This is a genomic window from Kitasatospora sp. NPDC127035, assembly GCF_042726075.1.
GTDB lineage: Bacteria > Actinomycetota > Actinomycetes > Streptomycetales > Streptomycetaceae > Kitasatospora.
In genome coordinates this window covers 127,112-149,846 of sequence record NZ_JBHXDN010000005.1, presented here as the reverse complement: position 1 = coordinate 149,846, position 22,735 = coordinate 127,112, and the positions used below count along the sequence as shown (strand labels likewise).

Below are 22,735 nucleotides of genomic sequence, written 5' to 3'. Positions count from 1 at the left end.
TGGCCGCGTGAGCAGCGTCGTGCCCCTGCCGATGCCCGGACGGCGCGGTCCGGACCTCGGGGACCTGGTGGCCCGGACCGCCCGGGGCGACCAGGACGCCTTCTCGGCCCTCTACGACGCCGTGGCCGGTCCGGTCCTGGGCCTGGTCCGCCGGGTGCTGCGGGACGCGGCACAGTCGGAGGAGGTGGCCCAGGAGGTCCTGCTGGAGGTCTGGCGGACGGCCGCCCGCTACCAGCCGGAGCGCGGCGAGGTGATGACCTGGGTGCTGACCATGGCCCACCGGCGCGCCGTGGACCGGGTGCGTGCGGCCCAGGCGGCGGCCGACCGCGACCGGCGGGACGCCGCCCGGTCGCACACGCCCGCCTTCGACGAGGTGGCGGAGCAGGTCGAGAACCGGCTGGAGCGCGAGCTGGTCCGGCGCTGCCTGCGCGCGCTCACCGAACTGCAGCGCGAGGCCGTCACGCTCGCCTACTACCGCGGCCTGTCCTACCGCGAGGTGGCCGACCTGCTCTCCGCCCCGCTCGGCACGGTGAAGACCCGGATGCGGGACGGCCTGATCCGCCTCCGCGACTGCTTGGGGGTGGCGTCATGACGACCGGAGCGGACCTTCACACGCTGACCGGCGCCTACGCGGCGCACGCGCTGCCGGATCCGGAGCGCGAGGCCTTCGAGGAACACCTCGCCCGGTGCGCGTCGTGCGCCCAGGAGGTCGCCGAGTTCGCGACCACCCTGGCGCGTCTCGGCGCGGCCGAGACGGTGACCCCGGCGCCGGAGCTCAAGGCGCGGGTGATGAGCGGCATCGTTTCCGTCCGTCAGGTCCCGCCGCCCGCCCGGGCCGCCGTGGCGCGGCCAGGACGGGCCGGTGGGGTGCGCCGCCACTGGCCGAAGCTCGCGCTGGCGGCCTCGGTCGCCGTGGCCGCCACGCTCGGCGGGGTCGCCGTCCACCAGCACGACGAGGCGCGGCAGGCCCGGGCACGGGCCGACCGGCTGGTCGAGCAGCAGGCCGCCCTCGGCTCGCTGTTCACCGCGCCGGACGTCCGGACCACCTCGGCGACGGCGGGGACGGGCAAGGCCACCGTGGTCTGGTCGGAGAGCCGAGGCCGGGCCGGGCTGCTGGCGGCCGGCATGCCCGCGCTGCCGCCGGACCGGACGTACGAGCTCTGGTTCGACGACGCGGGCACCATGCGGCCGGCCGGGCTGTTGCCCGCGGGCACCGGCGCGGTGCTGCTCGACGGTCCGATCGCCGGGGCTGCCGGCGTCGGTGTGACGGTCGAACCCGCCGGTGGCTCGCCGCACCCGACCGGGGCCCCGGTCATGCTGCTGCCGTTCGTCTGACGACGGCCCGGGACCGCCGCCGCCCCGTTCGTCCACGCGGGGCGGCGACCCTTCACCGCCGCCCGGCGGTCCGGTTCGGCTCCGGTCCCCGGCCGGGCCAATCCGGGCGGGCGGCGGCTCCGAAGCACGGGTGAACCCGACGTCCGGCCGGCCCGGACACGACGGGTGAGCCCGAGAGGACACCAGTGCACATGACCGGAGCAGTCACCCGCAGGACGGCCACCGTGGGACCGCCGCGAACCGGCGACCGCCGGCGGATCGCGGTCGTCGGCGCCGGGGTGGCCGGTCTCACCGCGGCGTACGAGCTCGGGCGCGGCGGCGCCCACGTCGAGCTGTTCGACGCGGCCGACCGGCTCGGCGGCCACGCCCACACCCAGCACGTCAAGGCCCTGGACGGCCGGACCGTGCCGCTCGACACCGGCTTCCTGGTGCACAACCGGCGCACCTACCCCGAGCTGACCCGGCTCTTCGCCGAACTCGGCGTCCGCACGCGCGAGAGCGACATGAGCATGTCCGTCCGGTGCGGGGGCTGCGGCCTGGAGTACGCCGGAGCGCGCGGCCCGGCCGGTCTGCTGGCCCAGCCCGGCAGCCTGCTGCGCGGCCGCTACCTGAGGATGCTCGCCGAGATCCCGCTCTTCCACCGCCGGGCCCGCCGCCTGCTCGCCGGCCCGCCCGGCGACGAGCCGACCCTCGCCGAGTTCCTCCACCGGGGCGGCTTCACCGGCTACTTCGCCGCCCACTTCATGCGCCCGCTGGTCTCGTCGGTCTGGTCCTGCGCCCCGGACCTCGCGGGCGACTACCCGGCCCGCTACCTCTTCACCTTCCTCGACAACCACGGCCTGCTCGGCGTCACCGGCTCCCCGACCTGGCGCACCGTCGTCGGCGGCTCGCACACCTACGTCGACCGGATCGCCGAACGCACCGCCGCCGTCCACCGCGGCGCGCCCGTCCGCGCCGTCCACCGCCACCCCGACGGCGTCACCGTCACCACCGAGGACGGACGCCGCACCGAGGCCGACGCCGTGGTCGTCGCCACCCACGCCGACCAGGCGCTGCGCCTGCTCGGCGACCCGACCCCGGCCGAGAGCCGCGTGCTCGGCGCGTTCCGCTACTCCCGCAACCCCACCGTGCTCCACCGCGACGCCGGGCACCTGCCCCGCGCCGTCTGGGCCCGCGCCTCCTGGAACTACCTGACGCCCGACTGCCACGGCCGCTCCGGGACGGCCCGGGTCAGCTACCACCTCAACCGCCTGCTCGGACTCGACACCCCCGAGGACTACCTGGTCACCCTCAACGAGGACCTGCACCAGCCCGTCCCGGAGGCCCTCGTCGTCTCCCGGACGGTCTACGAGCACCCCCTCTACACGACCGAAACCGTCGCCGCCCAGCGCCGGCTGCCCGAGCTCACCACCGCCCGCACCGCCTACGCCGGCGCCTACCACGGCTGGGGATTCCACGAGGACGGCTGCCGCTCCGGACTCGCCGCGGCCCGCGCCCTGCTCGGGGCGGCGGCGCCGTGACCGGGCCCGCCCGCACCCGCCCGGCGGAGCCCCGCCCCGGCGCCGCCGCCGTCCCGCTGCCCGGGCCCTGGGGCGCCGCCCTGTACGAGTGCCGCATCACCCACGTCCGGACCACCCCGCTCCGGCACGCCTTCCACCACCGGACCCGTCTGTGGCTCACCGACCTCGACCACCCGCCCCGGATCCCCGCACCGCTGCGCCCCCTGGCCGCGATCCGCGCCGCCGACCACCCCGGCGACCCCCGGCACGGCCTGCGCCGCACCCTGGACGCCTACCTCGCCGGCCGGGGGATCCACCTCGACGGCGGGCAGGTACTGATGCTCACCCAGGCCCGCTCGCTCGGCCACGTCTTCAACCCCCTCACCGTCTACTGGTGCCGTGACCGGACCGGCCGCCCGGTCTGCACCGTCGCCGAGGTGCGCAACACCTACGGGCAGGCCCACCGCTACCTGCTGCGCCCCGACCAGGACGGCACCGCGACCGCCGCCAAGGAGTTCCACGTCTCGCCGTTCTTCCCCGTCGACGGCGCCTACCGGCTGCACCTGCCGGAGCCGGACGAACGGCTCCGCCTCACCGTCCACCTCGATCTGCCCGCCGGCCGCGCGTTCACCGCCACCGTGCGGGGCACCCGCGTCCCCGCGACCGCGTGGACGGTCCTGCGCGCCGCCCTCCGGCACCCGCTGGCCACCTACGCGGTCAGCGCGCACATCCGGTTCCAGGGCATCCGGCTGCTGCTGCGGGGACTGCCCGTCCACCCGCGTCCGGACCGCCCCCGGCCGCCCGCCCACCGACCCGACCGACGAGAGGCGCACCTGCCGTGACCGCCCCTGCCCACCCACCCGCCGTCCGGCCCGCGGCCGTCGACCCGCTCCGCTGGCCCGACGTCGCCGCCCGCCCGCACAGCCCGGTGCGAGCCGCCGTCGCCGGCCGGCTGCTCCGCCGGGCCGCCCGGCTGCGCGGCGTGCGCGTCGACCTGCCCGGCGGCCGCCTGCCGGTCCCGGCGCCGCGCGACGCCCCGGTCCTGCGGCTGCACCACCCCGAGGCCTTCCTGCACCGGATCGGTGCCGCCGGGCTGATCGGCTTCGGCGAGTCCTACCAGGCCGGGGAGTGGGACTCGCCCGACCTGGTCCGGCTGCTCACGGCGCTCGCCGCCGACCCCGCCGCCCTGGTCCCGCCCGGCACCGCCCTGCTGCGGCCCCTGGTGTGCCGGCGCCGGCCGGCCCACGACCTCGGCACCGCCGACAACGCGCGGCAGAACGTCCACCGCCACTACGACCTCTCCAACGACCTCTTCGCGCTCTTCCTCGACCCGACCATGACCTACTCCTCGGCGCTCTTCCCCACCGGTCCCGACGGCGCCCCGCACGCCACCCGGCCGGACCTCCCGGCGGCCCAGCACCGGAAGATCGACCGGCTGCTCGACCTGGCGGCCGTCGGGCCGGGCAGCCGGGTCCTGGAGATCGGCACGGGCTGGGGCGAACTGGCCCTGCGCGCCGCCGCCCGCGGCGCCACGGTCGTCAGCCTGACCCTCTCCCGGGAACAGCTGGTGCTCGCCCGCCACCGGATCGCCGCGGCCGGGCTCGCCGACCGGGCCGAGGTGCGGCTGTGCGACTACCGCGAGGCCGAGGGCCGGTACGACGCGGTGGTCAGCGTCGAGATGGTCGAGGCGGTCGGGAGGCGGTTCTGGCCGGACTACTTCCGCGCCCTCGACCGCGCCCTCGTGCCGGGCGGCCGGGCCGCCGTCCAGTCGATCACCATGCCGCACGAGCGGATGACGGCCGCCGCCGACACCTACACCTGGATCCTCAAGTACGTCTTCCCCGGCGGGCTGATCCCCTCGGTCCGGGCCCTGGGCGAGGCGGCGGCCGGCCACAGCAGACTGCTGCTGGCCGACTCCGCGGGCTTCGGCCCGCACTACGCCGAGACGCTGCGGCTCTGGCGCGAGCGGTTCACGGACCGGGCCGCGGAGGTGGCCGACCTCGGCTTCGACGAGGTGTTCCGGCGGACGTGGGAGTTCTACCTGGCCTACTCGGAGGCCGGCTTCCGCAGCGGCTACCTCGACGTGCGGCAGCTGCTCTTCACCCGGCCCGGCGAGGTCCCGCCGCCGCGCCGGGAGGCCGGGGGCGACCGATGAACGCGGCGGCCTCCCAGGGCGCCGCCGGCCTCGGGGACCTGCCGGCCTTCGCGGTCGGTACCGCCGGCGCGGCCGGTGCGGCGCTCGCGGTCATGGCCGTCGCCGCCGCGGTCGGGACCCGGACCGGCCGGCACCGCGTGGTGGACGTCGCCTGGGGCCTCGCCTTCACCGCCGTCGCCCTCACCTGCTTCGGCCTCTCGGCCGGCCACGGCGATCCGGTACGGCGGGCCCTGGCGGCCGGACTCACCACCGTCTGGGGCGTCCGGCTGGCCGTCCACCTCGCGCGCCGCGCCCGTGGCGCACCGGAGGACCCGCGCTACGAGCGGATGCTCGGCCGGGTCCCGGCCGAGCGCCGCACCGGCTACGCGCTGCGCAAGGTCTACCTCCTCCAGGCGGCCCTGGTCTGGTTCGTCTCGTTGCCGGTGCAGGCGGCCGGGTACCTCCCGGGACCACCCGGGCCGGTGGTCTGGGCCGGCGCCGCCCTGTGGGCGGTCGGCCTGGCCTTCGAGGCGGTCGGCGACCACCAGCTCGCCCGGTTCCGCGCGGACCCCGCCAACCGCGGCCGGATCATGGACCGGGGACTGTGGGGCTGGACGAGGCACCCGAACTACTTCGGCGACGCGTGCGTCTGGTGGGGCCTGTTCCTGCTCGGCGCCGACACGGCCGTCGGCTGGGCGTTCACGGGCAGCCCGCTGCTGATGACCTGGCTGCTGGCCTACGGCAGCGGGCGGCCGATGCTGGAGCGCCAGCTCGGCGCCTCGAAGCCGGGCTGGGCCGCGTACGCCGCCCGGACCAGCTCCTTCCTGCCGCGCCCGCCGCGGCGGACCCGCCCGCCCGGACCGGCGCGCTGACGGATCCGGGCCGGAAGCAGGCCCCGCTTCCGGCCCGTTCGGGGTACGTTCGATGGCAGGGCCATTGGTCCCCGGCTGTCAGCCCCTTGGCCCCTGGCGGTTCCCCCGCCCGGGGGAGATGCTCCAGGTGTACCGGCCGGACGTCCGGCTGTCCGGCCGAACGACGCTCGTGGACGAGGTGAACCGGCGTGCACCACGCCAACGTCGCATCAGTGATGACCACCCCCGTGGTCCGGATCGCCCCCGAGACCGGCTTCCGGGAGATCGTCGCGCTGCTGACCGAGTACGACATCACCGGTGTGCCGGTGGTGGACGGGGACGGCCGGCCGCTCGGCATCGTCTCCGAGGCGGACCTGCTGCTCACCCTGGCCGCGCAGGAGGACCAGGGCAGCCTGCTGCCGCCCCCCGAGTTCTCCCGCACCGGTCCCGGCGGCGCGGTGACGGCCGTCGACCTGATGACCGGCCCCGCCGTCTGCACGACCCCCGACACCAGCGTGGTCGCGGCGGCCCGGCTGATGAGCCGGCACGGGGTGAAGCGCCTGCCGGTGCTGGACGAGGACGGCCGGGTCTTCGGGATGGTCAGCCGGGGCGACCTGCTCCGGGTCTTCCTGCGCGAGGACCGGGTGATCCGCCGGGAGATCGTCGAGGAGGTGCTGGGCGTGGTCGAGGGCGTCAGCCCGGCCGAGGTCGGCATCGAGGTGGACCAGGGCCGGGTGGTGCTCAGCGGCACCGTGCCGGAGCCCCACCTCATCCCGATCGTGCTGAACCTGTGCCGCTCGGTCGACGGCGTCGTCTCGGTCACCGACCGGTTGAGCGCCGAGACCTTCGGCGGCGAGCCGGCGAACGGTGAATCCGCCGGGGACGAGCCCTCCGGGGAGCCGCCGGTCGGCGACGGGCCCTTCGGTGGCGGATCCGTGTCCGCCGGTAGGGGCGTGCGCGGTGGCAACGCGCGCGGTAGCGGTGCGCCCACGCCCGTCGGCTGATCCCGTGCGCCGGCGCACCCGGCCCGCCCCGCCCCGACCGGGGGGCGCCAGCTCTGGACCCGGAGCCTCCGGTTCGCATACTGCGCTTCGTGCCGGGTAAATCACTCTCCGTGTGCGGCGGTATCCGGCCGCCGCGCCGCCGGGGCACCGGGGAGGCAGCCGTGGCCGTCGTGTTCGACGCCGACTTCACATCGACCAGCCAGTGGATCGCGGGCCGCAGCAGCGCCTATCCCCGGATGGGGCCGACCAACCGGGGCGATCACAAACTCGACTTCCTCAGCCGCGCCCACTGCCCCGGAGGGGTGTTCGCCGCCACCCGGCGGCACGGCGGTGACCTGTGGACCTGCAACCTGCTGACCACCGAGGGGAGCCCGGAGGGTTTCCAGGCCCGCACCGGTGACACCCTCACCGCGCGGGTCACCCTGCCCGTCGAGCTGGGCGCCTGGCCCGCGATCTGGACCTGGCGGGAGGGTGGCAGCGAGGTGGACGTCTTCGAGTACCACCCGAACCACCCCGACCTGCTGGAGATCTCCAACCACGTCCGGGGCGGGTACCGGTACTGGCACGGCGCCGACGCCGGGATAGCCCCCGGCGCGACCTTCGACCTGCGGACCGTCTTCGGCGCCCACTCGGTGGACTGGTTCGTCGACGGCACGCTCATCCACGCCGACCGGCGCGGTGTCGGGCCGAACTGGCACGCCTTCCTGATCGTCAACCTCTCGGTCGCGGACGGGACCTACCACGACCGGCCGCCGGTCCTCGGGCCGGACCGGCTCAGCTGGGTCTGCCACAGCCTCCGCGTCGAGCGCTGAGCGGCGAGGCGGTGAAGCGGCGGGTGTCGAGCCGTGCCTCGAGCCGTCGGGCGGTGCCGTGAGGTGTCGGGAGGCGTCGTCCGCGGGTCAGGACTCGGGCGGGAACATCGCCGTGATCAGGCCGCGCGGGCCCGAGCGCTGGAACCAGACCACCCGGCGGTACGGGCCGATGTACGCCGGGTACGCGACGTACAGGTCGTCCCGCGGGGCTCCCTCGTTGCCGGGCGCGAGCGCGGCGTCGACCGCGTCGGCGGCGATGGTGCGCAGCAGTGCGTGCGCTGTCGGGGCCGCCGCGGCGGGCGCGATGGCGAGGGCGGTGAGTTCGAACCAGAGCGCGGTGGAGACGTAGCTGACGGGGGAGTGGCGCAGGGTCGGGTGCGGCTGCGGGTCCTGGTAGCGGAGCAGCACCCCGGCCGCGACCTGGCGCTCGCGGTCGTCGGCCGGTGGGTGGTGGTTCATGGGTTGCCACGCTACCCCTCCGGGCCCGGGCGGGCAGCGCCCCGGCGGTGGCGGTGGCGGTGGCGGTGGCGGTGGCGGCGGGTGACGGGTGCCGGCATGCCGACGGGCCCGCCGCACTCGCGTGCGGCGGGCCCGTCCCGTTCCCTGCGTCCCGTTCCCCGCGTCACCGCGTTTTGCGGCGGTGTGCCCCGGGGGCTGCGGCGCCTCTGGGTGTCGGCGCTCCGGGGCCCCGTTGCGGAGGCCCCGACCGGCTACTCGACGACGAGCTCGACCGGGATGTTGCCGCGGGTGGCGCGGGAGTAGGGGCAGACCTCGTGCGCCTGCTTCACCAGCAGCTCGCCGGTCTCGCCCGCCAGCGAGTCGGGCAGCTCGACCCGGAGGACCACCGAGAGGCCGAACCCGGCGCCGTCCTTGCCGATGGAGACCTCGGCCGTCACCGAGACCTCGCCGGTGTCGACCCGCGACTGCCGGCCGACCAGGCCCAGCGCGCTCGCGAAGCAGGCGGCGTAGCCGGCGGCGAACAGCTGCTCCGGGTTCGTGCCCTCGCCGTTGCCGCCGAGCGCGGGCGGCATCGCCAGGGCGAGGTCCAGCCGGCCGTCGGAGCTGACGGTGCGGCCCTCCCGGCCGTTCGCGGTGGCGGCTGCGGTGTAGAGCGCGTCCATGGTCCGTTCCTTCCGTCCTGCTGTGGTCGGTGTCTTCGGTGTCCCGGTGTCGGGTCGGCTGCCGTTTCCGGGCGTCCCGACGAGGACAAGTAGAGCACGCAATTAAGTTGCGCACAACTCAATGGCGTGGGAGGCGTCGCTACCATGGAGACATGACCACGCTCCCCGACCGGCCGGACGCCGAGTTGCTCCGCCTCGACCAGCAGATCTGCTTCTCGCTGAACGCGGCCTCGCGCGCCTTCGGCGGCGTCTACCGGGTGCTGCTCAAGGACCTCGGGCTCACCTACCCGCAGTACCTGGTCATGCTCGTCCTCTGGGAACAGGGCGAGCTGCCCGTCAAACGGATCGGCGAGCGCCTCCGGCTGGACTCGGGCACCCTGTCCCCGCTCCTCAAGCGGCTGGAGGCGGCCGGCCTGGTGCGCCGCGAGCGCAGCCCGGAGGACGAGCGATCGGTCACCGTCAGCCTCACCGAGGACGGCGCCGCCCTGCGCGAGCGGGCCGGTCAGGTGCCGCGCCGCCTCCTCACCGCGACCGGCCTTCCGGTCGACGACCTCGCCGAACTCCGGGCCCTGCTCGACCGGGTCACCGTCGCCCTCGACGCGGCCGTCCCCGACCTGACCGAGGGGTGACCGAGGGCTGACCGGCACCGACGTCCGACACCGACGTCCGACACCGACGTCCGGCAGCGACGTCCGACCGGCCACCGCAGTCCGGCCGGGCTGCGGCGGCCGGTCGCCGCAGCCGGGCGCGGGCGCACGGCAGCGGTCCCCGGCCGGGGGGTGTCGGCCGGGGACCGCGGTCGGTGGGGACCCGTCAGGAGGCGGGCATCAGGACGGTGTCCACGATGTAGACCGTCGCGTTGGCGGTCTGCACGTCACCGCAGAGGACCTTGGCCGCGCCGTTGACGGTGAACTCCGGGACGGCGCCGGTCACCGTGACGTCGTGGGTCTCCAGGGTCTTGTGGCCGCCGGTCAGCGCGGTGGGGGCGAGGCGCTGCGGGACCACGTGGTACGTGAGGATCTTGGTGAGCTTCTCCTTGTCGGCGAGGACGGCGTCGAGGTCCTTCTTCGGGAGCTTGGCGAAGGCGTCGTTGGTCGGCGCGAACACGGTGATGTTCTTCGCCGAGTTGAGCGTGTCGACCAGGCCGGCCTGCTTCACCGCCGTGACGAGCGTGGACAGCAGCGGGTTGTTGGAGGCGGCGGTCGCGACCGGGTCCTGTGCCATCCCGTCGAAGGAGCCGGCGCCGTCCTTCGGCACGGCGGAACACGCGGCACCGAACGGCCGGCCGGCCGCCGCCTGGACGGCCGGGGATCCCATCCCCGGGTCGGGGCTGGTGGCGGCGGACGTGGAGCCGGCGGCGGTCGTCGCGGGCGCGGCGGACTTGGCCGTGTCGGACGCCTTGGTGCCGTCGTCGCTGCCGCAGGCGGAGAGGGCCGCGGCGAGGAGGCCGGCGGCGAGCAGGGCGGTGACGGGCTTGCGGCTCAGGATCGGGTTCATCGGACGGACTTTCTGTGAGGTGTGCCGGCCGGTTGCCGGCGACGGTCGAGGTGGTCCCGCAGGGGACCGGGTCCCGCAGGGGACCGGGGTTGGGACGGCGGGGGTCGGGTGGGGCCGCCGTTCGGGCGGCCGGGGAGTGGTTCAGACGACGGTGACGACCGTGCTGTGCCAGCCGGTCGCCCCCGACGGGTAGGGCGGTCGGCGGGCCTCGTCCTGGACGGCGCCGGCGGCGTCGGTGGCGCGCACCTCCAGGCGGTGCGTGCCGGGCGCGGCGCCCGTCCAGCGCAGGCTCCACTGCCGCCACACGTCGGGACCGGCGTCGACGGCGAGTGACGCCTGCCGCCACGGGCCGCCGTCGACGCGGACCTCCACGGCGGCGACGCCCCGGTGGGTGGCCCAAGCGGTGCCGGCGACCGTGACGTCCCCGGCCGGGACGCGGGCGAAGGTGGCGGGAACGTCGATCCGCGAGGCCGTGCGCACCTCGCCGGTGCGGTCCCAGCCGCGCCGCACCCAGTACGGGTCGTGGGCGGCGAAGGTGGTGACCTCCAGGTCGACCAGCCACTTGGTGGCCGAGGCATAGCCGTAGAAGCCCGGCACCACCGTGCGGCAGGGGAAGCCGTGCTCGACGGGCAGCGGCTCGCCGTCCATCGCGACCGCCAGCAGCGCCGTGCGGCCGTCCAGCACCGGGTCCAGCGGGGTGCCGATGGTCATGCCGTCCTTCGAGGTGCCCAGCAGCTGGTCCGCCCCGGCGCGCACACCGGCCCGGCGGAGGAGGCCGGGCAGGGAGGCGCCGAGCCAGCGGGTGGTGCCGACGTACGGGCCGCCCACCTCGTTGGAGACGCAGGACAGCGTGTGGTCGAACTCGTCCAGAGGCAGCGCGAGCAGGTCGTCGAAGTCGAGGAGAAGCGGTCGGTCGACGAGGCCGTGGATGCGCAGGGCCCAGTCGCGCGGGTCGATCCGGGGCAGTGCGAGCGCCGTGTCGACGCGGTAGAAGTCGGCGGTCCCGGTCCGGAAGCCCGGCATTCCGGGGAGCCGGAGGTCGGCGCCGGCCGGGAGCGGCGGCGCGGGGCGGGCCGGTGCCGGGAGCCGGACCGCGCGGCGGGCGGTGGTGACGTCGTTGCGGCGGTCGGACAGCGCCCGGCCCCCGGTTGCGAGTCCTGCGGAGACGGCGATCACGGCGCCGGCGGCGAGGACGGTCCGGCGGGCGGGTGGTGCGGGGTCGGGTCCGGCGGCCGTGGCGGTGTCGCGCGCCCGGTCGGGGCCGTGGCCGTCCGCCCTCTCCCGGTCCGTGTCCTGATCGGGGTCCGGTTCGGAGTCCTGCTCGGCGCCGGACCCCTCACGCGCCGTGCCGGTCCCTTCTCCGCCCTGCTCGCCGCCGCGTCCGTCGGTCCGTCCGTCGTCCGCTGCGTCTCCGCCGTCGTCTGCCCGGCCCTGTCCGTCGCCGGCCCGCGCTTGCGGGACGGACCGGACCGGCGGGGCGGGCCTGCGACGCAGGAGCGCGAGGAGTACGGCGGCCCCGGCCAGTGCGGCGGCCGACGACGGCAGCGCGTCGGCGGGTCCGGCGTCCGGCCGGGCGAGTGCCGCCCAGACCCCCAGGGCGCCGAAGCCGACCGGAAGGAGGATGCCGAGGGCGCGGCGGCGGGCCGCGACCGGTCCGAGCGCGGCGGCGAGCACGGCGAGCACGGTGAGGATCCCGGACAGCAGCACCGTCTTGTCGGCGGTGCCGAAGGACCGCACCGCCCACTCCTTGACCGCCGTGGGGGCGAGGTCGATGGCGGTGGAGCCGATCGCGAGCACGGGCGCCGCCGCTGGCCGGCCGAACGCGGCCACGGCCTCGCCGACCCCGACGGCGGCGGCTGCGGCGGCGAGGCCGCACAGCATCGGAACCGCTGTCCGGCCGGGGCCGCGCGTGCTTCCCTCCGCTCCGCCGGGCGCTCCGCCGTGCACCGCGTCGCGCGCCTCGCCGCTCGCGTCGCGGTCGCGGCCCGGCGGCCGGATCCCTCGGGTGCTCGTCGTGTTGCTCACACCGCGCATTCGGCCCAGCCGCCGTGGCGGATGGGTGAGATCGGCACACTCACCCGATCGGGTGAATCGGGACCTCTGGAGCGACCCCCGGGAACTCTGCGGCCCCAGGGGCCTCCTGAGGCTCCTACAGCTTCTTGGCGCTGTGTGCCGGGCGGCTTCCGCTTCCGTCGGAGGCGCCGTTCAGGCATAATAAACGAACGTTCATTTACTAATGGTGGAGGTGGCCGGTGGCCGGTCGACCGAGAGGCGTCGACGACGCGGTGATCCTGCGTGCGGCGGTGGAGGTGATGGGCCGGGTCGGCCCCGCCGGGCTGACCCTGGCGGCCGTCGCGGGCGAGGTCGGGCTGGCGCCGGCCACCCTCGTCCAACGGTTCGGCTCCAAGCGCGGCCTGCTGGTCGCGCTGGCCGAGCACTCCGTCCGGGAGGCGGAGGCGCGCTACGGCGAACTGTCGGCCGAGCACACCTCACCGCTGGCCGCGCTGACGGCGCTGGCCGTGGACTCGACGGCCGCCATGGAGACGCCGGACCGCTACGCCAACCACCTGGCGTTCCTCTGTGCGGACCTCACCGACCCGACGCTCCGCGAGCACGCCCTGGCCGTCCACCGGAAGCAGCGCGAGGCGCTGGAGAGACTCTTGGCCGAGGCCGTCGCCGCGGGCGAACTGCGCGCGGGGACCGACCCGGCGGCGCTGGCCGGATCCGTCCAGGCGGTCGCCGCCGGCGCCGGACTGGCCTGGGCCCTGGACCGCGAAGGCACGCTGCCGCAGCGGATCGAACGGGAGATCGACACCCTGCTGTCGCCCCGCACGCCGTCGTGGGGCGGCACCGAGACGGAGGGATCATGACGCACGACACGCAGCCGCTCGCGGGGAAGGTCGCCCTGGTCGCCGGAGGCACCCGGGGAGGCGGGCGGGGGATCGCCGTCGAACTGGGAGCGGCCGGGGCCACGGTCTACGTCACCGGGCGGTCCAGCTCTGCCGGACGGTCCGAGCTGGACCGCCCGGAGACCATCGAGGAGACCGCCCGCCGGGTCACCGAGGCCGGCGGCACCGGGATCCCGGTCCGCACCGACCACAGCCGCCCCGAGGAGGTCCGGGCCCTGGTCGACCGGATCGCCGCCGAGCAGGACGGTCGGCTCGACCTGCTCGTCAACTCCGTCTGGGGCGGCGATCCACTGACCGACTGGCAGCACCCGCTGTGGGAGCAGGACCTGGACACCGGCCTGCGGCTGGTCCGGCAGGCCGTGGAGACCCACGTCATCACCAGCCGGTACGCGCTCCCGCTGATGGTGGCGCGCGGCAGCGGCCTGGTCGTGGAGGTCACCGACGGCAACACCGCCCGCTACCGCGGCTCGTTCTTCTACGACCTCGCCAAGTCGTCGGTGATCCGGCTCGCCGTCGCCCAGGCGGCCGAGCTGAAGCCGCACGGGGTCGCAGCGGTCGCCCTCACCCCCGGCTTCCTCCGCTCGGAGGCGATGCTGGAGCACTTCGGCGTCCGCGAGGAGAACTGGCGCGACGGGGCCGCCGCCGACCCGGACTTCGCCCACTCCGAGACCCCCGCCTACCTGGGCCGGGCCGTCGTCGCGCTGGCCGCCGACCCGCACGTGATGGCCAGGACCGGCCGTGCCCTGGCCACTTGGGGCCTCTACCGGGAGTACGGGTTCACCGACGCCGACGGGACCACGCCGGACTTCGCCGCCCACTGGGCCGACGCCCTGGAGGCGGAGCACGGCCCGCTCGGCGAGCCGCTGTAGCGCCGGGCGCAGGCGGCGGGGCGCCGGACATCCGGCGCCCCGCCCCCGGCCCGCTTCACCGGGCGGCGTCCCGCCGGTTCACCCCGGCCCGCCCTGCGTCGGCCCGCCCTGCGTCGGCCCGCTTCACGTCCGCTCGTTCACGCAGAGGATGTTTCCTTCGCTGTCCTTGAACCAGGCGGCGCGCATGCCGTCGGCCTCCACCACGCCGTCGACCGTCTTCAGCCCCGGCAGGTCGTACTCCTCGAACGTGACGCCGCGGCTGCGCAGCGTCGACATCTCGGCATCGAGGTCCGCGACCTTGAAACTGGCCAGGGTGTGCGCGGCCTGCCCGGCGGTCGGGGTCTCGTAGAGGCCGAACTCCGTGCCGCCGCACTCGAATGTGACGTCGTGCGAGCCTTCCTCGCTGAGCTTCACGCCGAGGGTTTCGGTGTAGTAGCGCTTCGCCCGGTCCAGGTCGGCCGCCGGGATGATGGGGATCAGCGGTGCGTTTCCAAGCATGTCCATCGCCTCCTACTACCACCAGGCTAGTTCTCCGACCCGGCACGGCCACCCGGTCGTGCGGCGAGGTCCCGGCCGCCCCGGCACCGTGGACGTCCGGCCCCTGCCTCCGCCCCGACCTCCGCCCCCGGCTTCGGCCCGGCCGTGACCCCGGGGCGCGAGCGGTCGACGACCGCCGGTCACGATGCGCCGAGACGCCAGAGGGAGGTCACCTCGGCGGCGCGGGCGGCCCGGAGCGGGTAGCCCGCCCGGGTGCCGCCGGAGCCCCGGGCGGTCCCGGTGGGCTCGGTGGCCCCGGCGGCGCGGGCGGCCTCGACGGCCCGGCGGTGGCGGGGGTGGGTGTCGAGACGGCCGAGGACACGCAGACCGGCCTTGGCGAACGCCGCGTTCAACTCGTCACGGGAGCGCAGGCCCAGGTGCTCGGCGAGGTCGGAGAGGATCAGCCAGCCCTCCCCGCCGGGTACGAGCCGGTCCGCCAGGCCGTCGAGGAATCCGGTCAGCATGCGCCCGTCGGGATCGTAGACACCCTGGTCGAGGGGAGAGTTCTGCCGGGCGGGCAGCCAGGGCGGGTTGCAGACCACCAGGCCGGCCCGTTCACCGCCGGGTGGGTAGAGGCCGGTGCCGACCGGCCGGACGCGGTCGGCGAGCCCGAGCCGGTGCGCGTTGTCGAACGCGCAGGCGAGCGCGCGCGGGTTGACGTCGGTGGCGAGCACCCGGCCGATCCCGCGCCGGGCCAGCACGGCCGCCAGGACCCCGCTGCCGGTACCGAGGTCGAACGCCGTGCCGTGACCGGGGCCCGCAGCACGGACGGCGGAGGGCAGCGGAGTACGGGCGACCAGGTCGACGTACTCGCCGCGGACGGGGGAGAACACGCCGTAGTGCGGGTGGATGCGTGCGCCGAGCGCGGGCACGTCCACGCCCCGCTCGCGCCACTGCTGCGCGCCGAGGACGCCGAGCAGCTCGCGCAGCGCGACGACCCTGGGTCCGTCCGGCGGGCCGTAGGCCTCGCGGCAGGCCCTGCGCACATCCGGCGCGCGTCGCAGACGGAGTGAGTGATCGGCTTCCAGCAGCACCAGGAGCGAGCCGGCCACCCGGGCGGTCCGGGCGCGTTCCTCCCGGTGGAGCCGGAAGGCCTCGGCCGCGGTGGTCGGCGCCGTACCGCCGGGCACCTGCGGGCGGTGCGGGTCGGCGCCGGCCCGGCGAGCCAGGGCGGAACACAGCTGGCGGGCCCCGTGGTAGTCGCCCTGCCAGAGCACGGCGGTACCGCGCACCGCCCACGCGTGGGCGGCGTCGGCCCGCAGCCGGTCGTCGGCGACGATCACTCCGCCGGGCGGCGGCGCACCGTTCTCGGAATGCCAACGGGCGGGCAGGGCGGGAAGGGCGGGCAGGGCGGCGCCGGTGATGACGCCGGGGGTGTCGGTCCGGTCGAGCTCGGACACCGGTACTCCTCGTGGTCGAACGTGCGGATGGGCACGAAGAGCACTTCGACGAGGAGGGGGAGCGGACAGCAGGTCAGGACGGGCGCGGCTCCCCGGTCGAAGTGCGGACCGTGGAGTCGCCGAGCACCATGCCGGGCACCGCGCAGCCTGTCATGAGCAGCCCTTTCCGGAAACGGGTGGATCCCGCCGTGGGTGGGCGGAACGCGGCGAGGGTGTCACGTCGTCGGGCTGCTCCGCAAACGAATTGCCACCCGCCGTACCGGACACGCAGGCGCTCTCCGTCCGCCGGCCGGCCCTCGGGCGGCCGGGCGGAGGGGGCGCGGGGAGGAGAGACACGGTGCTCCACCTCCCCGCGCCCGTTCACCCGTCACGGTCGGCCACGCCCGTCATCCGGCGGTGAGGAAGTCGGCGACCAGGGCGGCGAAGTCCTCGGGCGAGAGGACGCGGATGCCGAGCTCCTCGGCCTTGGCCAGCTTGGAGCCGGCCTTCCCTCCGGCGACCAGCAGCGTGGTGCGCTTGGACACGGACGAGGACGCCTTGCCTCCCGCCCGTTCGATCAACTCGTTCATCTCGTTCCGGGACAGCGCGGCGAGGGGCCCGGTCATGCTTCCCGTCACGACGACGGCCTCGCCCGCCAGCGGTCCTTCGCCCTGCGTCCCCTGCGTCCCCTCGGTTCCCTCCGTTCCCTCCGTCTGCGCCGTGGCCGCGGCGGCCCGCACCGGCTCGGTCGTCGCGGTGCCGACGTTCTGCGCGATCAGCTTGTCCAGGACGGGCGCGAGTTCGACGAGCTCGGCGACGATCACCCGGGCCTTCTCCGGGCCGATGCCGTCGACGGTGGCCAGGGTCTCGGCGTCCGCACTGCGGATGGCGGCCATCGACCCGAAGTGGGCGGCGATGCGCCGGGACATGGTGCGTCCGGTGCCTCTCACTCCCAGGGCGCAGAAGACGCGGTTGAGCGGGCGGGCCCGGGCGGTCTCGATGGCGGCGAGGAGGTTGTCGGTGCTGGTGTCGCCCATGCGTTCCAGACCGAGGAACTGCTCGCGGGTCAGGGCGAACAGGTCCGCCACGTCGGTGACGAGCCCGGCTTCGACGAGCTGGACGGCGCGGGTGCCGCCGAGGCCCTCGATGTCCAGCTGGTCACGGCCTGCGGCGTAGCGGATCGAGGCGACCGCCTGGCAGTTGCGGCCGCGTGCGCAGCGCCAGCGTTGCTCGGTGGTGTCGATCGCGTCGCCGCAGCGCGGGCAGCTCTCCGGGAAGACGATCGGCTTCTCGTCTCCCGTGCGCTCGTCCACGAGCGGCGCCTCGACGCGGGGAATGACGTCGCCCGCGCGGTAGACGAAGACGCGGTCGCCGATCATCAGGTCGCGGCGGGTGATGTCGGCGGGGTTGTGGAGGGTCGCGTAGGTGACGGTGACGCCGTCGATGACGACGGGTTCGAGAACGGCGCGCGGGGCGATGATGCCGGTGCGGCCGACGTTCCACTCGACCTCCAGCAGACGTGTGACGGTGTGCTGGGCGGGGAGTTTGCGGGCGATCGCCCAGCGCGGGGCGCGCGAGCCGGAACCGGCCAGGGCCCGGTCGGCGGGGGAGTCGGCCTTGACCACGATGCCGTCGATGCCGAACGGCAGGGCGGCGCGCAGGGCGGCGATCTCCTCGACGCGCCGCTGGACCTCCTCGATCGTGGCACAGCGGGCGGGGCCGACGGCGGTGGAGGCCGCGGTGTTGGCGCCGAGGGCCGCCAGTCGCTCCAGGAGGGCGCTGTGGGTGAGCTCCTCGCCGAGGCCGGGGCCGAGGGCGTCGTAGGCGAAGAAGGTCAGCTCGACGCGGTAGGGGCGGTCCTTGGCCCGCAGGGTGCCCGCGGCGCCGTTGCGGGGGTTGGCGAACGGCGTCGCGCCGTGTGCGGTCCGGACCGTGTTGGCGTGCTCGAACTGCTCGGCGGTGAGCAGGACCTCACCGCGCAGTTCGACGTCGACGGGGGCCGCGAGTTCGGCGGGCAGACCGAGGATCGCGCCGGCGGCATGGGAGATGTCCTCCCCGGCGAGGCCGTCTCCACGGGTGAGGATCCGGTGCAGGCGGCCGGCGCGGTAGCGGGCGGCGACCGCGAGCCCGTCCAGCTTGGGCTCCACGCACCAGCCGTCGACGGGGTGGCCGAGGCGGCGCTCCAGCCCGGCCGCCCAGTCCGCGAGTTCCTCCGCGGTGAAGACGTTGTCGAGGGACAGCATCGGCACGCTGTGCGGGACGTCGCCGCCGACCGCGCCGCCGGCGACCTTCCCGGTGGGGGACTCCGGCAGGGCCTGGTCGGGGTGTGCGTCCTCGAACGCGGCGACGGCGCGGAGCAGTGCGTCGTACTCGTCGTCGCCGAGCGGTGTCGAGCCGTCCGTGTAGTACGCGGCGGAGGCCTGGAGGGCCGTCCGGACGGCGGTGGCGTAGTCGGCGGGGGAGAGCACTGCGTCTGTCATGTGGCCATCCTGACCTGTGCCACTGACATCGCCGGTCGGCGCCGCGGGCGGCCGTCCGCGCCGTCGGGGCGGGCCGGCGCAGTGCCCGGGACGGTGGCCGGGGACAGCGGCCGAGGGGGCGTCCGAGGAGGCCCGGAAAATTCCTCGCAACCGACCTGCAACCCGGGGCGCCGCCACACGTCTGTACGGATGAGAGGCGGGAAGCCGCCTCGGTGAGGGTTCGGGCCGAGCACGGGCCCGCACCCGAAGCACCGCCACCCGGGGCCGGCCGGCGCAGCCGCGCACCCGTGGAACACCCACCCGCACCGCCGATCGCTGCTGACGCCTGCCCGCAGCCGGAAACCAGAGGACCCCGCCATGCTCTCCGCCGTCCGTCTCCCGCACCGCCTGCGCCGCTCCGTCGTGCGCACCGCCACCGCCGTCGTCCTGGGAACCGTCCTGGCCGCCGGGCCGGTCCTGCTGTCGGCGCCCGCGGCGTTCGCCGACGCGCCGCCGTCGGCCGTCCTCACCGTTCAGCCCCCGGCCTCGGTCGGCTTCGCGGGCCAGCCGGTCGAGTTCACCGAGACCGTCACCAACACGGGCACCGAGACCACCTCGTACGGCCTGTCCCTGAGCACCACCAGCGAGGCGGGCACGCCGACCCCGGACGCCATCACCATCGACTACCGGGACCCGGCCGACGGCGCCTGGAAGCCCGTCCCGCTTGAGACCGGCACCACGGGCGGGCGGGTCGGCTACCAGGGCACGCTCCCCGGCGACCTGACCGTCGCGCCCGGGGCCACCGCCACCGTCCGGCTGCGCATCGGGGCCCCCATGGGCCGGCCCCACAACGGGTACAGCAACGGCGGGTTCCGGTCGATGGACCTGCGTTCCGCGGTGGCCGCCCTCGACGGGTCCTGGGTCGCGCTGGCCCAGGAGACCCGGACGATCGGCGTCGACTCGATCTCCGCCTCGCTGGGCCCGGTGCCGGCCACGGCCGTCGCGGGCGGCGAGCCGATCGAGTTCGATGCCGTCCTGGCCAACCCCACCCCCTCCGCGTACGCCAACCTCGGCCGCGTCCTGTTCACCGACCCGCACGCCACCGTCCAGGTCCGCCGGGCCGACGGTTCCTGGAACACCCTGGCGCCGGTCCGCGGGAGCGACCCCGACGGGAAGCCGGGTGTCTACCTGGAGGGCCGTGACTCCGGAATCGGCGCGGGTGCCACGACGACCACCCGCGTCCGGGTGTCCTACGACGCGACCACCCCGGTCGGTGCGACCCCGCTGACCCCCTGCACCTTCGTCAACGAGCCTGCGGCCCAGCCGTTCCAGGGGACGACCATGTGCGTCCGGGGCGCCGTCGTGGAGATCACCGCCCCGAAGGCGACCGCCTCACCCGAGCCGACCGCCACCGCCACGGCCACCGCCACTGCCACCGCCACTGCGACGGCCACGCCCGTGCCGACCAAGCCCGTGCCGACCGCTCCGGCCCCGGCGAGCAGCAGCGCCACTCCTGCGGCGGCCGTCCCGTCCGCCACGAGTTCCCCGGCCCCGGTCCGTGCTGTCGCCCCGGCCCCGGCGGCCCCGGTGGCGGTGGCCGCCCCGGTCGGAGGTGAGCTCGCCAGCACCGGTTCCGACGGGTCCGCGGCTCTCCTGGGCACGGCCGGCGGCCTGTCCGTGATCGGCGGCGGCGCCCTCTGGCTGGCCCGCCGCCGACGCGCCTGAACCCCGGCGACACGGGGAGCGCCGGAACACGGCTCCCCGGTGGCCGGGCCCGCTGACGGCGCGCTCGGTCACCGGGGCCTCCCGGCGGTGGGCGCGGGCGGCTCCGCCGCCGATCGGTCGGGCGTGCCGCCGGATTCACCGGTTCCGTCCGTCAACCAGCCGACTTAATAGCCGACTTGGCGCCCGGTGTGCCGGTTCGGCCGGGCGCGGACACCATGGCGGCCAGGTGTTCGACGAACTCCTCCCGGCCGAAGAAGCAGTCACCGTCCTCGGACCGGAGGGATTCCTTGCCGGGATAGGAGGAGCCTGTCTCGTCGACCGGGCGCGCCTCCGGCCCCGTCGACCGGCTTGCCGTGCGAGGTCCGGGGTCCGCCGCTCGCGGCCTGCGGTCCGCCCTCAGGCGTCGATCCGCCGGACGACGACCTCGTACTGGTCGACCGAGCCGTCCCAGCGGGCCACCAACGGCCCGCCGTCCTGCTCCTCCTCCATCTCGTAGAGGCAGAGGGCGAGGTCGTGCGACTCCGGGTCGCAGAAGGCCGCCAGGTAGTCGCGCAGGCGGTCGTCCTCGACGGCCGCGATCCGGTCGTGGGCCTCGCCGTCCACCTCGTCGGCTGAGTCGCCGAGACCGGCGGGCACGTCGCCCGGGCCGGTGACGCCCAGGAGGCCCGTGGCGGCGCGCAGCGCGTCGAGGAGGGTGTCGGCGGAGGCTATCCGGCCCTCCCACAGCCTCCACGCCCCGCCTGGCAGGTCGGCCGAGGCGAGGTCGAGCCCGTGACGGTCCGCCAGCCGACCCAGGTCGGCTCCCAGGACCGCGCCGGTCCAGGACGGCGACAACGCGACGAGGTCGTCGGCGAAGGCGTCGGGAAACTTCGTCGGCTCGACCAGGAAATAGGAGCGGCTCGCGTCGAAGACCAGCTCCGTGGCGTCGAGGTCGCCGGGCGGGGTGAGCAGCAGGTGCGCCGTGACGACGGGTTCCCTCCCCGCCAGCGCGGCCCCGCCCACCCAGACCGGATCCCGGTCCAGCTCGCTCTCCAGGATGAAGTTGCCGCTGAAGTAGGCGCCGTAGCGGGCGGCGGGGTCGTACGCGGAGAGCGGTCGGCCGAGGACCTGGCCGAAGGAGTGGGCGAGTACGGCCTCCCAGTCGTCGGGGGCGTCGGGGCGGGTGGTGTCCTGCGTCATGGTCGGGGCTCCAGGGGCAAGGCGGGGTAGCGGTGCGTCGGAGGAATTGAACCGCACGGGTCCGACAATCGGGCCGAGGAACCGGACGGGCCAACCGGCGTGCGGACGGGCGGCTTTGGATGATGTCCGGCACGGCAGGGGCTCGCCGGGAACCGGCGCGCGGACGGTCTCCTCGCGCCGAGAGAAGGGCGTTGTCGTCGACCGACGCACTGTGGGCGCGGCCCGGTGGGTGGTTGACTGGACCGTATGGACCACGCGCGAGCGCTTCCTGGACGCACCGCCCTCGTTCGACGGGGCGCCGCGTCATGACCGCCGGTGGTGTGCCGTCCCGTTCCGGTCCTGCTCCCGAGGTCGGCGGCGCTCCCCCTTTCGATCCCGAACTGAGCGCGGCCCTGGCGGCTTTGGGAGCCGGGGTGAAGGATCCGTTGACCCCGGAGAACCTGACGGCCCGGCAGGAGGCGGACGTGGCGGCGCGGCCCGCGCCGACGGACCGGGAGCTCGGCGCCGGCGGCCGCTTCGAGGTGGACGAGCTGCGTGTGCCGGGCGCGCCGGGCGGCCCGGACATCACGCTCGTGCGTGTGCGGCCCACCGGGGTCGCCGGGCCGCTGCCGTTCCTGTACTACATGCACGGCGGCGGGATGGTCATGGGCAACGCCCGGTCCGTGCTTCCTCCACTGCTCGGTGAAGGGGCCCTCCCGCCGGAGCTGGCCGTCGTCTCGGTCGAGTACCGGCTGGCCCCGCAGACGCCGTACCCCGGGCCGGTGGAGGACTGTTACGCCGGATTCGCCTGGACGGTCGAGCACGCGGCCGAACTGGGCCTCGACGCGGACCGCGTGGTCGTCGGGGGCAAGAGCGCCGGCGGCGGGCTGGCTGCCGCGCTCGCCCTCCTCGCGCGCGACCGGGGCGGGCCCGTACCGATCGGGCAACTGCTGCTGTGCCCGATGCTGGACGACCGCAACGACACCTTCTCCGGCCACCAGATGGCGGGCATCGACACCTGGGACCGAACCTCCAACGCGACCGGGTGGCAGGCGCTGCTGGGGGACCGGTGCGGCGCCGCCGACGTGCCGCCCTACGCGGCTCCCGCCCGCGCCACCGATCTCTCCGGGCTGCCCCCGGCCTACCTCGAGGTCGGGTCGGCCGAGACCTTCAGGGACGAGGGCGTCGCCTACGCCGATGCCATCTGGCGGGCCGGCGGCCAGGCCGAACTCCACGTCTGGCCCGGTGCGTTCCACGGCTTCGACACCCTCGCTCCGCAGGCGGCGCTCAGCCGGGACGCCCGGAACGCCCGCGCCCGCTGGCTCCGGCGCATCCTGGCGCAGCCCCGTCCGGGCGGCGGATCCGGCGGCTGAGCAGGGTGGACGGCGGCCGGGCGGTTCGCCCCCGGAGGCCCCGACGGGCACCACCGGCCTCCTCCGCCGGAGG

General features: G+C 75.6%; 21 protein-coding genes. 13 read left to right on the top strand and 8 right to left on the bottom strand.

Features of this window, described 5'->3' with window-relative positions:
• Positions 1-31 precede the first annotated feature (31 nt).
• The 8 genes from sigK (at position 32) to ACFWIC_RS04780 (ending at position 7,635) form a co-directional block, all read left to right on the top strand.
• On the top strand, positions 32-592 hold the full coding sequence (sigK, locus tag ACFWIC_RS04815; RefSeq protein WP_329952833.1) for an ECF RNA polymerase sigma factor SigK: 561 nt from the start codon (positions 32-34) through the stop codon (positions 590-592).
• The gene (locus ACFWIC_RS04810) at positions 589-1,335 is read left to right on the top strand and encodes an anti-sigma factor domain-containing protein (protein WP_380515827.1); all 747 of its coding nucleotides are present in this window, start codon (positions 589-591) and stop codon (positions 1,333-1,335) included. The genes sigK and ACFWIC_RS04810 overlap by 4 nt, the downstream gene beginning before the upstream one ends.
• 191 nt (positions 1,336-1,526) lie before the next feature.
• On the top strand, positions 1,527-2,855 hold the full coding sequence (locus ACFWIC_RS04805) for an FAD-dependent oxidoreductase (protein ID WP_329952814.1): 1,329 nt from the start codon (positions 1,527-1,529) through the stop codon (positions 2,853-2,855).
• Positions 2,856-2,911: 56 nt separating this feature from the next.
• Positions 2,912-3,676 carry a DUF1365 domain-containing protein gene (locus tag ACFWIC_RS04800; protein WP_329881326.1) on the top strand — a complete coding sequence of 255 codons (765 nt, stop codon included), beginning with the start codon at positions 2,912-2,914 and terminating at the stop codon, positions 3,674-3,676.
• Positions 3,673-4,989, top strand: coding sequence for a cyclopropane-fatty-acyl-phospholipid synthase family protein (locus ACFWIC_RS04795; protein WP_329952813.1), 1,317 nt, complete (start codon positions 3,673-3,675; stop codon positions 4,987-4,989). The genes ACFWIC_RS04800 and ACFWIC_RS04795 overlap by 4 nt, the downstream gene beginning before the upstream one ends.
• Complete coding sequence (locus ACFWIC_RS04790; RefSeq protein WP_380515824.1) at positions 4,986-5,840, top strand: DUF1295 domain-containing protein; 855 nt, start codon at positions 4,986-4,988, stop codon at positions 5,838-5,840. Before ACFWIC_RS04795 ends, ACFWIC_RS04790 begins: the two co-directional genes overlap by 4 nt.
• Before the next feature lie 188 nt (positions 5,841-6,028).
• Complete coding sequence (locus tag ACFWIC_RS04785) at positions 6,029-6,823, top strand: CBS domain-containing protein (protein ID WP_329952811.1); 795 nt, start codon at positions 6,029-6,031, stop codon at positions 6,821-6,823.
• A gap of 161 nt (positions 6,824-6,984) precedes the next feature.
• Positions 6,985-7,635 (top strand): beta-glucanase, encoded by a 651-nt coding sequence (locus ACFWIC_RS04780; RefSeq protein ID WP_329952810.1) that lies wholly within the window; start codon positions 6,985-6,987, stop codon positions 7,633-7,635.
• 87 nt (positions 7,636-7,722) lie between these two features.
• Here the strand turns inward: ACFWIC_RS04780 and ACFWIC_RS04775 are convergent, their stop codons facing one another.
• On the bottom strand, positions 7,723-8,094 hold the full coding sequence (locus ACFWIC_RS04775) for a hypothetical protein (RefSeq protein WP_329881139.1): 372 nt from the start codon (positions 8,092-8,094) through the stop codon (positions 7,723-7,725).
• A gap of 251 nt (positions 8,095-8,345) precedes the next feature.
• Complete coding sequence (locus ACFWIC_RS04770; protein ID WP_329881137.1) at positions 8,346-8,756, bottom strand: organic hydroperoxide resistance protein; 411 nt, start codon at positions 8,754-8,756, stop codon at positions 8,346-8,348.
• 152 nt (positions 8,757-8,908) lie between these two features.
• Between ACFWIC_RS04770 and ACFWIC_RS04765 the strand changes: the two genes are divergently transcribed.
• Positions 8,909-9,385 (top strand): MarR family transcriptional regulator, encoded by a 477-nt coding sequence (locus ACFWIC_RS04765; RefSeq protein ID WP_329881136.1) that lies wholly within the window; start codon positions 8,909-8,911, stop codon positions 9,383-9,385.
• Positions 9,386-9,569: 184 nt separating this feature from the next.
• On the opposite strand, the gene ACFWIC_RS04760 is transcribed toward ACFWIC_RS04765, so the two are convergent.
• Both ACFWIC_RS04760 and ACFWIC_RS04755 read right to left on the bottom strand, forming a co-directional pair.
• Positions 9,570-10,253 carry a fasciclin domain-containing protein gene (locus ACFWIC_RS04760; protein ID WP_329952809.1) on the bottom strand — a complete coding sequence of 228 codons (684 nt, stop codon included), beginning with the start codon at positions 10,251-10,253 and terminating at the stop codon, positions 9,570-9,572.
• A 141-nt stretch (positions 10,254-10,394) separates the two neighbouring features.
• Entirely contained in the window at positions 10,395-12,278 is a 1,884-nt protein-coding gene (locus tag ACFWIC_RS04755) for a molybdopterin-dependent oxidoreductase (protein WP_380515820.1), read from the bottom strand.
• A 227-nt stretch (positions 12,279-12,505) separates the two neighbouring features.
• On the opposite strand from ACFWIC_RS04755, the gene ACFWIC_RS04750 reads away from it, so the two are divergent.
• Both ACFWIC_RS04750 and ACFWIC_RS04745 read left to right on the top strand, forming a co-directional pair.
• Entirely contained in the window at positions 12,506-13,123 is a 618-nt protein-coding gene (locus tag ACFWIC_RS04750; protein ID WP_380515817.1) for a TetR/AcrR family transcriptional regulator, read from the top strand.
• A complete protein-coding gene (locus ACFWIC_RS04745; protein WP_329881128.1) occupies positions 13,120-14,031 on the top strand; it encodes an SDR family oxidoreductase in 912 nt (303 codons plus the stop codon). The genes ACFWIC_RS04750 and ACFWIC_RS04745 overlap by 4 nt, the downstream gene beginning before the upstream one ends.
• A gap of 123 nt (positions 14,032-14,154) precedes the next feature.
• Here the strand turns inward: ACFWIC_RS04745 and ACFWIC_RS04740 are convergent, their stop codons facing one another.
• From ACFWIC_RS04740 to ligA, 3 genes are all read right to left on the bottom strand, one after another.
• Positions 14,155-14,529 (bottom strand): VOC family protein, encoded by a 375-nt coding sequence (locus tag ACFWIC_RS04740; RefSeq protein ID WP_329881126.1) that lies wholly within the window; start codon positions 14,527-14,529, stop codon positions 14,155-14,157.
• 179 nt (positions 14,530-14,708) lie between these two features.
• A complete protein-coding gene (locus tag ACFWIC_RS04735; protein WP_380515913.1) occupies positions 14,709-15,932 on the bottom strand; it encodes a methyltransferase in 1,224 nt (407 codons plus the stop codon).
• Positions 15,933-16,354: 422 nt separating this feature from the next.
• Positions 16,355-18,427 carry an NAD-dependent DNA ligase LigA gene (ligA, locus tag ACFWIC_RS04730; RefSeq protein ID WP_380515812.1) on the bottom strand — a complete coding sequence of 691 codons (2,073 nt, stop codon included), beginning with the start codon at positions 18,425-18,427 and terminating at the stop codon, positions 16,355-16,357.
• Between the two features lie 357 nt (positions 18,428-18,784).
• Here ligA and ACFWIC_RS04725 point away from each other — a divergent pair, with 357 nt between their 5' ends.
• A complete protein-coding gene (locus ACFWIC_RS04725) occupies positions 18,785-20,131 on the top strand; it encodes an LPXTG cell wall anchor domain-containing protein (protein WP_380515809.1) in 1,347 nt (448 codons plus the stop codon).
• A gap of 396 nt (positions 20,132-20,527) precedes the next feature.
• On the opposite strand, the gene ACFWIC_RS04720 is transcribed toward ACFWIC_RS04725, so the two are convergent.
• Positions 20,528-21,310 carry a hypothetical protein gene (locus ACFWIC_RS04720; RefSeq protein WP_380515807.1) on the bottom strand — a complete coding sequence of 261 codons (783 nt, stop codon included), beginning with the start codon at positions 21,308-21,310 and terminating at the stop codon, positions 20,528-20,530.
• 305 nt (positions 21,311-21,615) lie between these two features.
• Between ACFWIC_RS04720 and ACFWIC_RS04715 the strand changes: the two genes are divergently transcribed.
• Positions 21,616-22,662 carry an alpha/beta hydrolase gene (locus tag ACFWIC_RS04715; RefSeq protein ID WP_380515804.1) on the top strand — a complete coding sequence of 349 codons (1,047 nt, stop codon included), beginning with the start codon at positions 21,616-21,618 and terminating at the stop codon, positions 22,660-22,662.
• The last annotated feature ends 73 nt before the right edge of the window (positions 22,663-22,735 follow it).

What these genes read in the sequence shown, in the direction of transcription:
- sigK (WP_329952833.1), top strand. Translation starts at nt 32, where the DNA reads ATGCCCGGACGGCGCGGTCCGGACCTCGGGGACCTGGTGGCCCGGACC.
- ACFWIC_RS04810 (WP_380515827.1), top strand. Translation starts at nt 589, where the DNA reads ATGACGACCGGAGCGGACCTTCACACGCTGACCGGCGCCTACGCGGCG.
- ACFWIC_RS04805 (WP_329952814.1), top strand. Translation starts at nt 1,527, where the DNA reads ATGACCGGAGCAGTCACCCGCAGGACGGCCACCGTGGGACCGCCGCGA.
- ACFWIC_RS04790 (WP_380515824.1), top strand. Translation starts at nt 4,986, where the DNA reads ATGAACGCGGCGGCCTCCCAGGGCGCCGCCGGCCTCGGGGACCTGCCG.
- ACFWIC_RS04775 (WP_329881139.1), bottom strand. Translation starts at nt 8,094, where the DNA reads ATGAACCACCACCCACCGGCCGACGACCGCGAGCGCCAGGTCGCGGCC.
- ACFWIC_RS04770 (WP_329881137.1), bottom strand. Translation starts at nt 8,756, where the DNA reads ATGGACGCGCTCTACACCGCAGCCGCCACCGCGAACGGCCGGGAGGGC.
- ACFWIC_RS04765 (WP_329881136.1), top strand. Translation starts at nt 8,909, where the DNA reads ATGACCACGCTCCCCGACCGGCCGGACGCCGAGTTGCTCCGCCTCGAC.
- ACFWIC_RS04760 (WP_329952809.1), bottom strand. Translation starts at nt 10,253, where the DNA reads ATGAACCCGATCCTGAGCCGCAAGCCCGTCACCGCCCTGCTCGCCGCC.
- ACFWIC_RS04745 (WP_329881128.1), top strand. Translation starts at nt 13,120, where the DNA reads ATGACGCACGACACGCAGCCGCTCGCGGGGAAGGTCGCCCTGGTCGCC.
- ACFWIC_RS04740 (WP_329881126.1), bottom strand. Translation starts at nt 14,529, where the DNA reads ATGCTTGGAAACGCACCGCTGATCCCCATCATCCCGGCGGCCGACCTG.
- ligA (WP_380515812.1), bottom strand. Translation starts at nt 18,427, where the DNA reads ATGACAGACGCAGTGCTCTCCCCCGCCGACTACGCCACCGCCGTCCGG.
- ACFWIC_RS04725 (WP_380515809.1), top strand. Translation starts at nt 18,785, where the DNA reads ATGCTCTCCGCCGTCCGTCTCCCGCACCGCCTGCGCCGCTCCGTCGTG.
- ACFWIC_RS04720 (WP_380515807.1), bottom strand. Translation starts at nt 21,310, where the DNA reads ATGACGCAGGACACCACCCGCCCCGACGCCCCCGACGACTGGGAGGCC.
- ACFWIC_RS04715 (WP_380515804.1), top strand. Translation starts at nt 21,616, where the DNA reads ATGACCGCCGGTGGTGTGCCGTCCCGTTCCGGTCCTGCTCCCGAGGTC.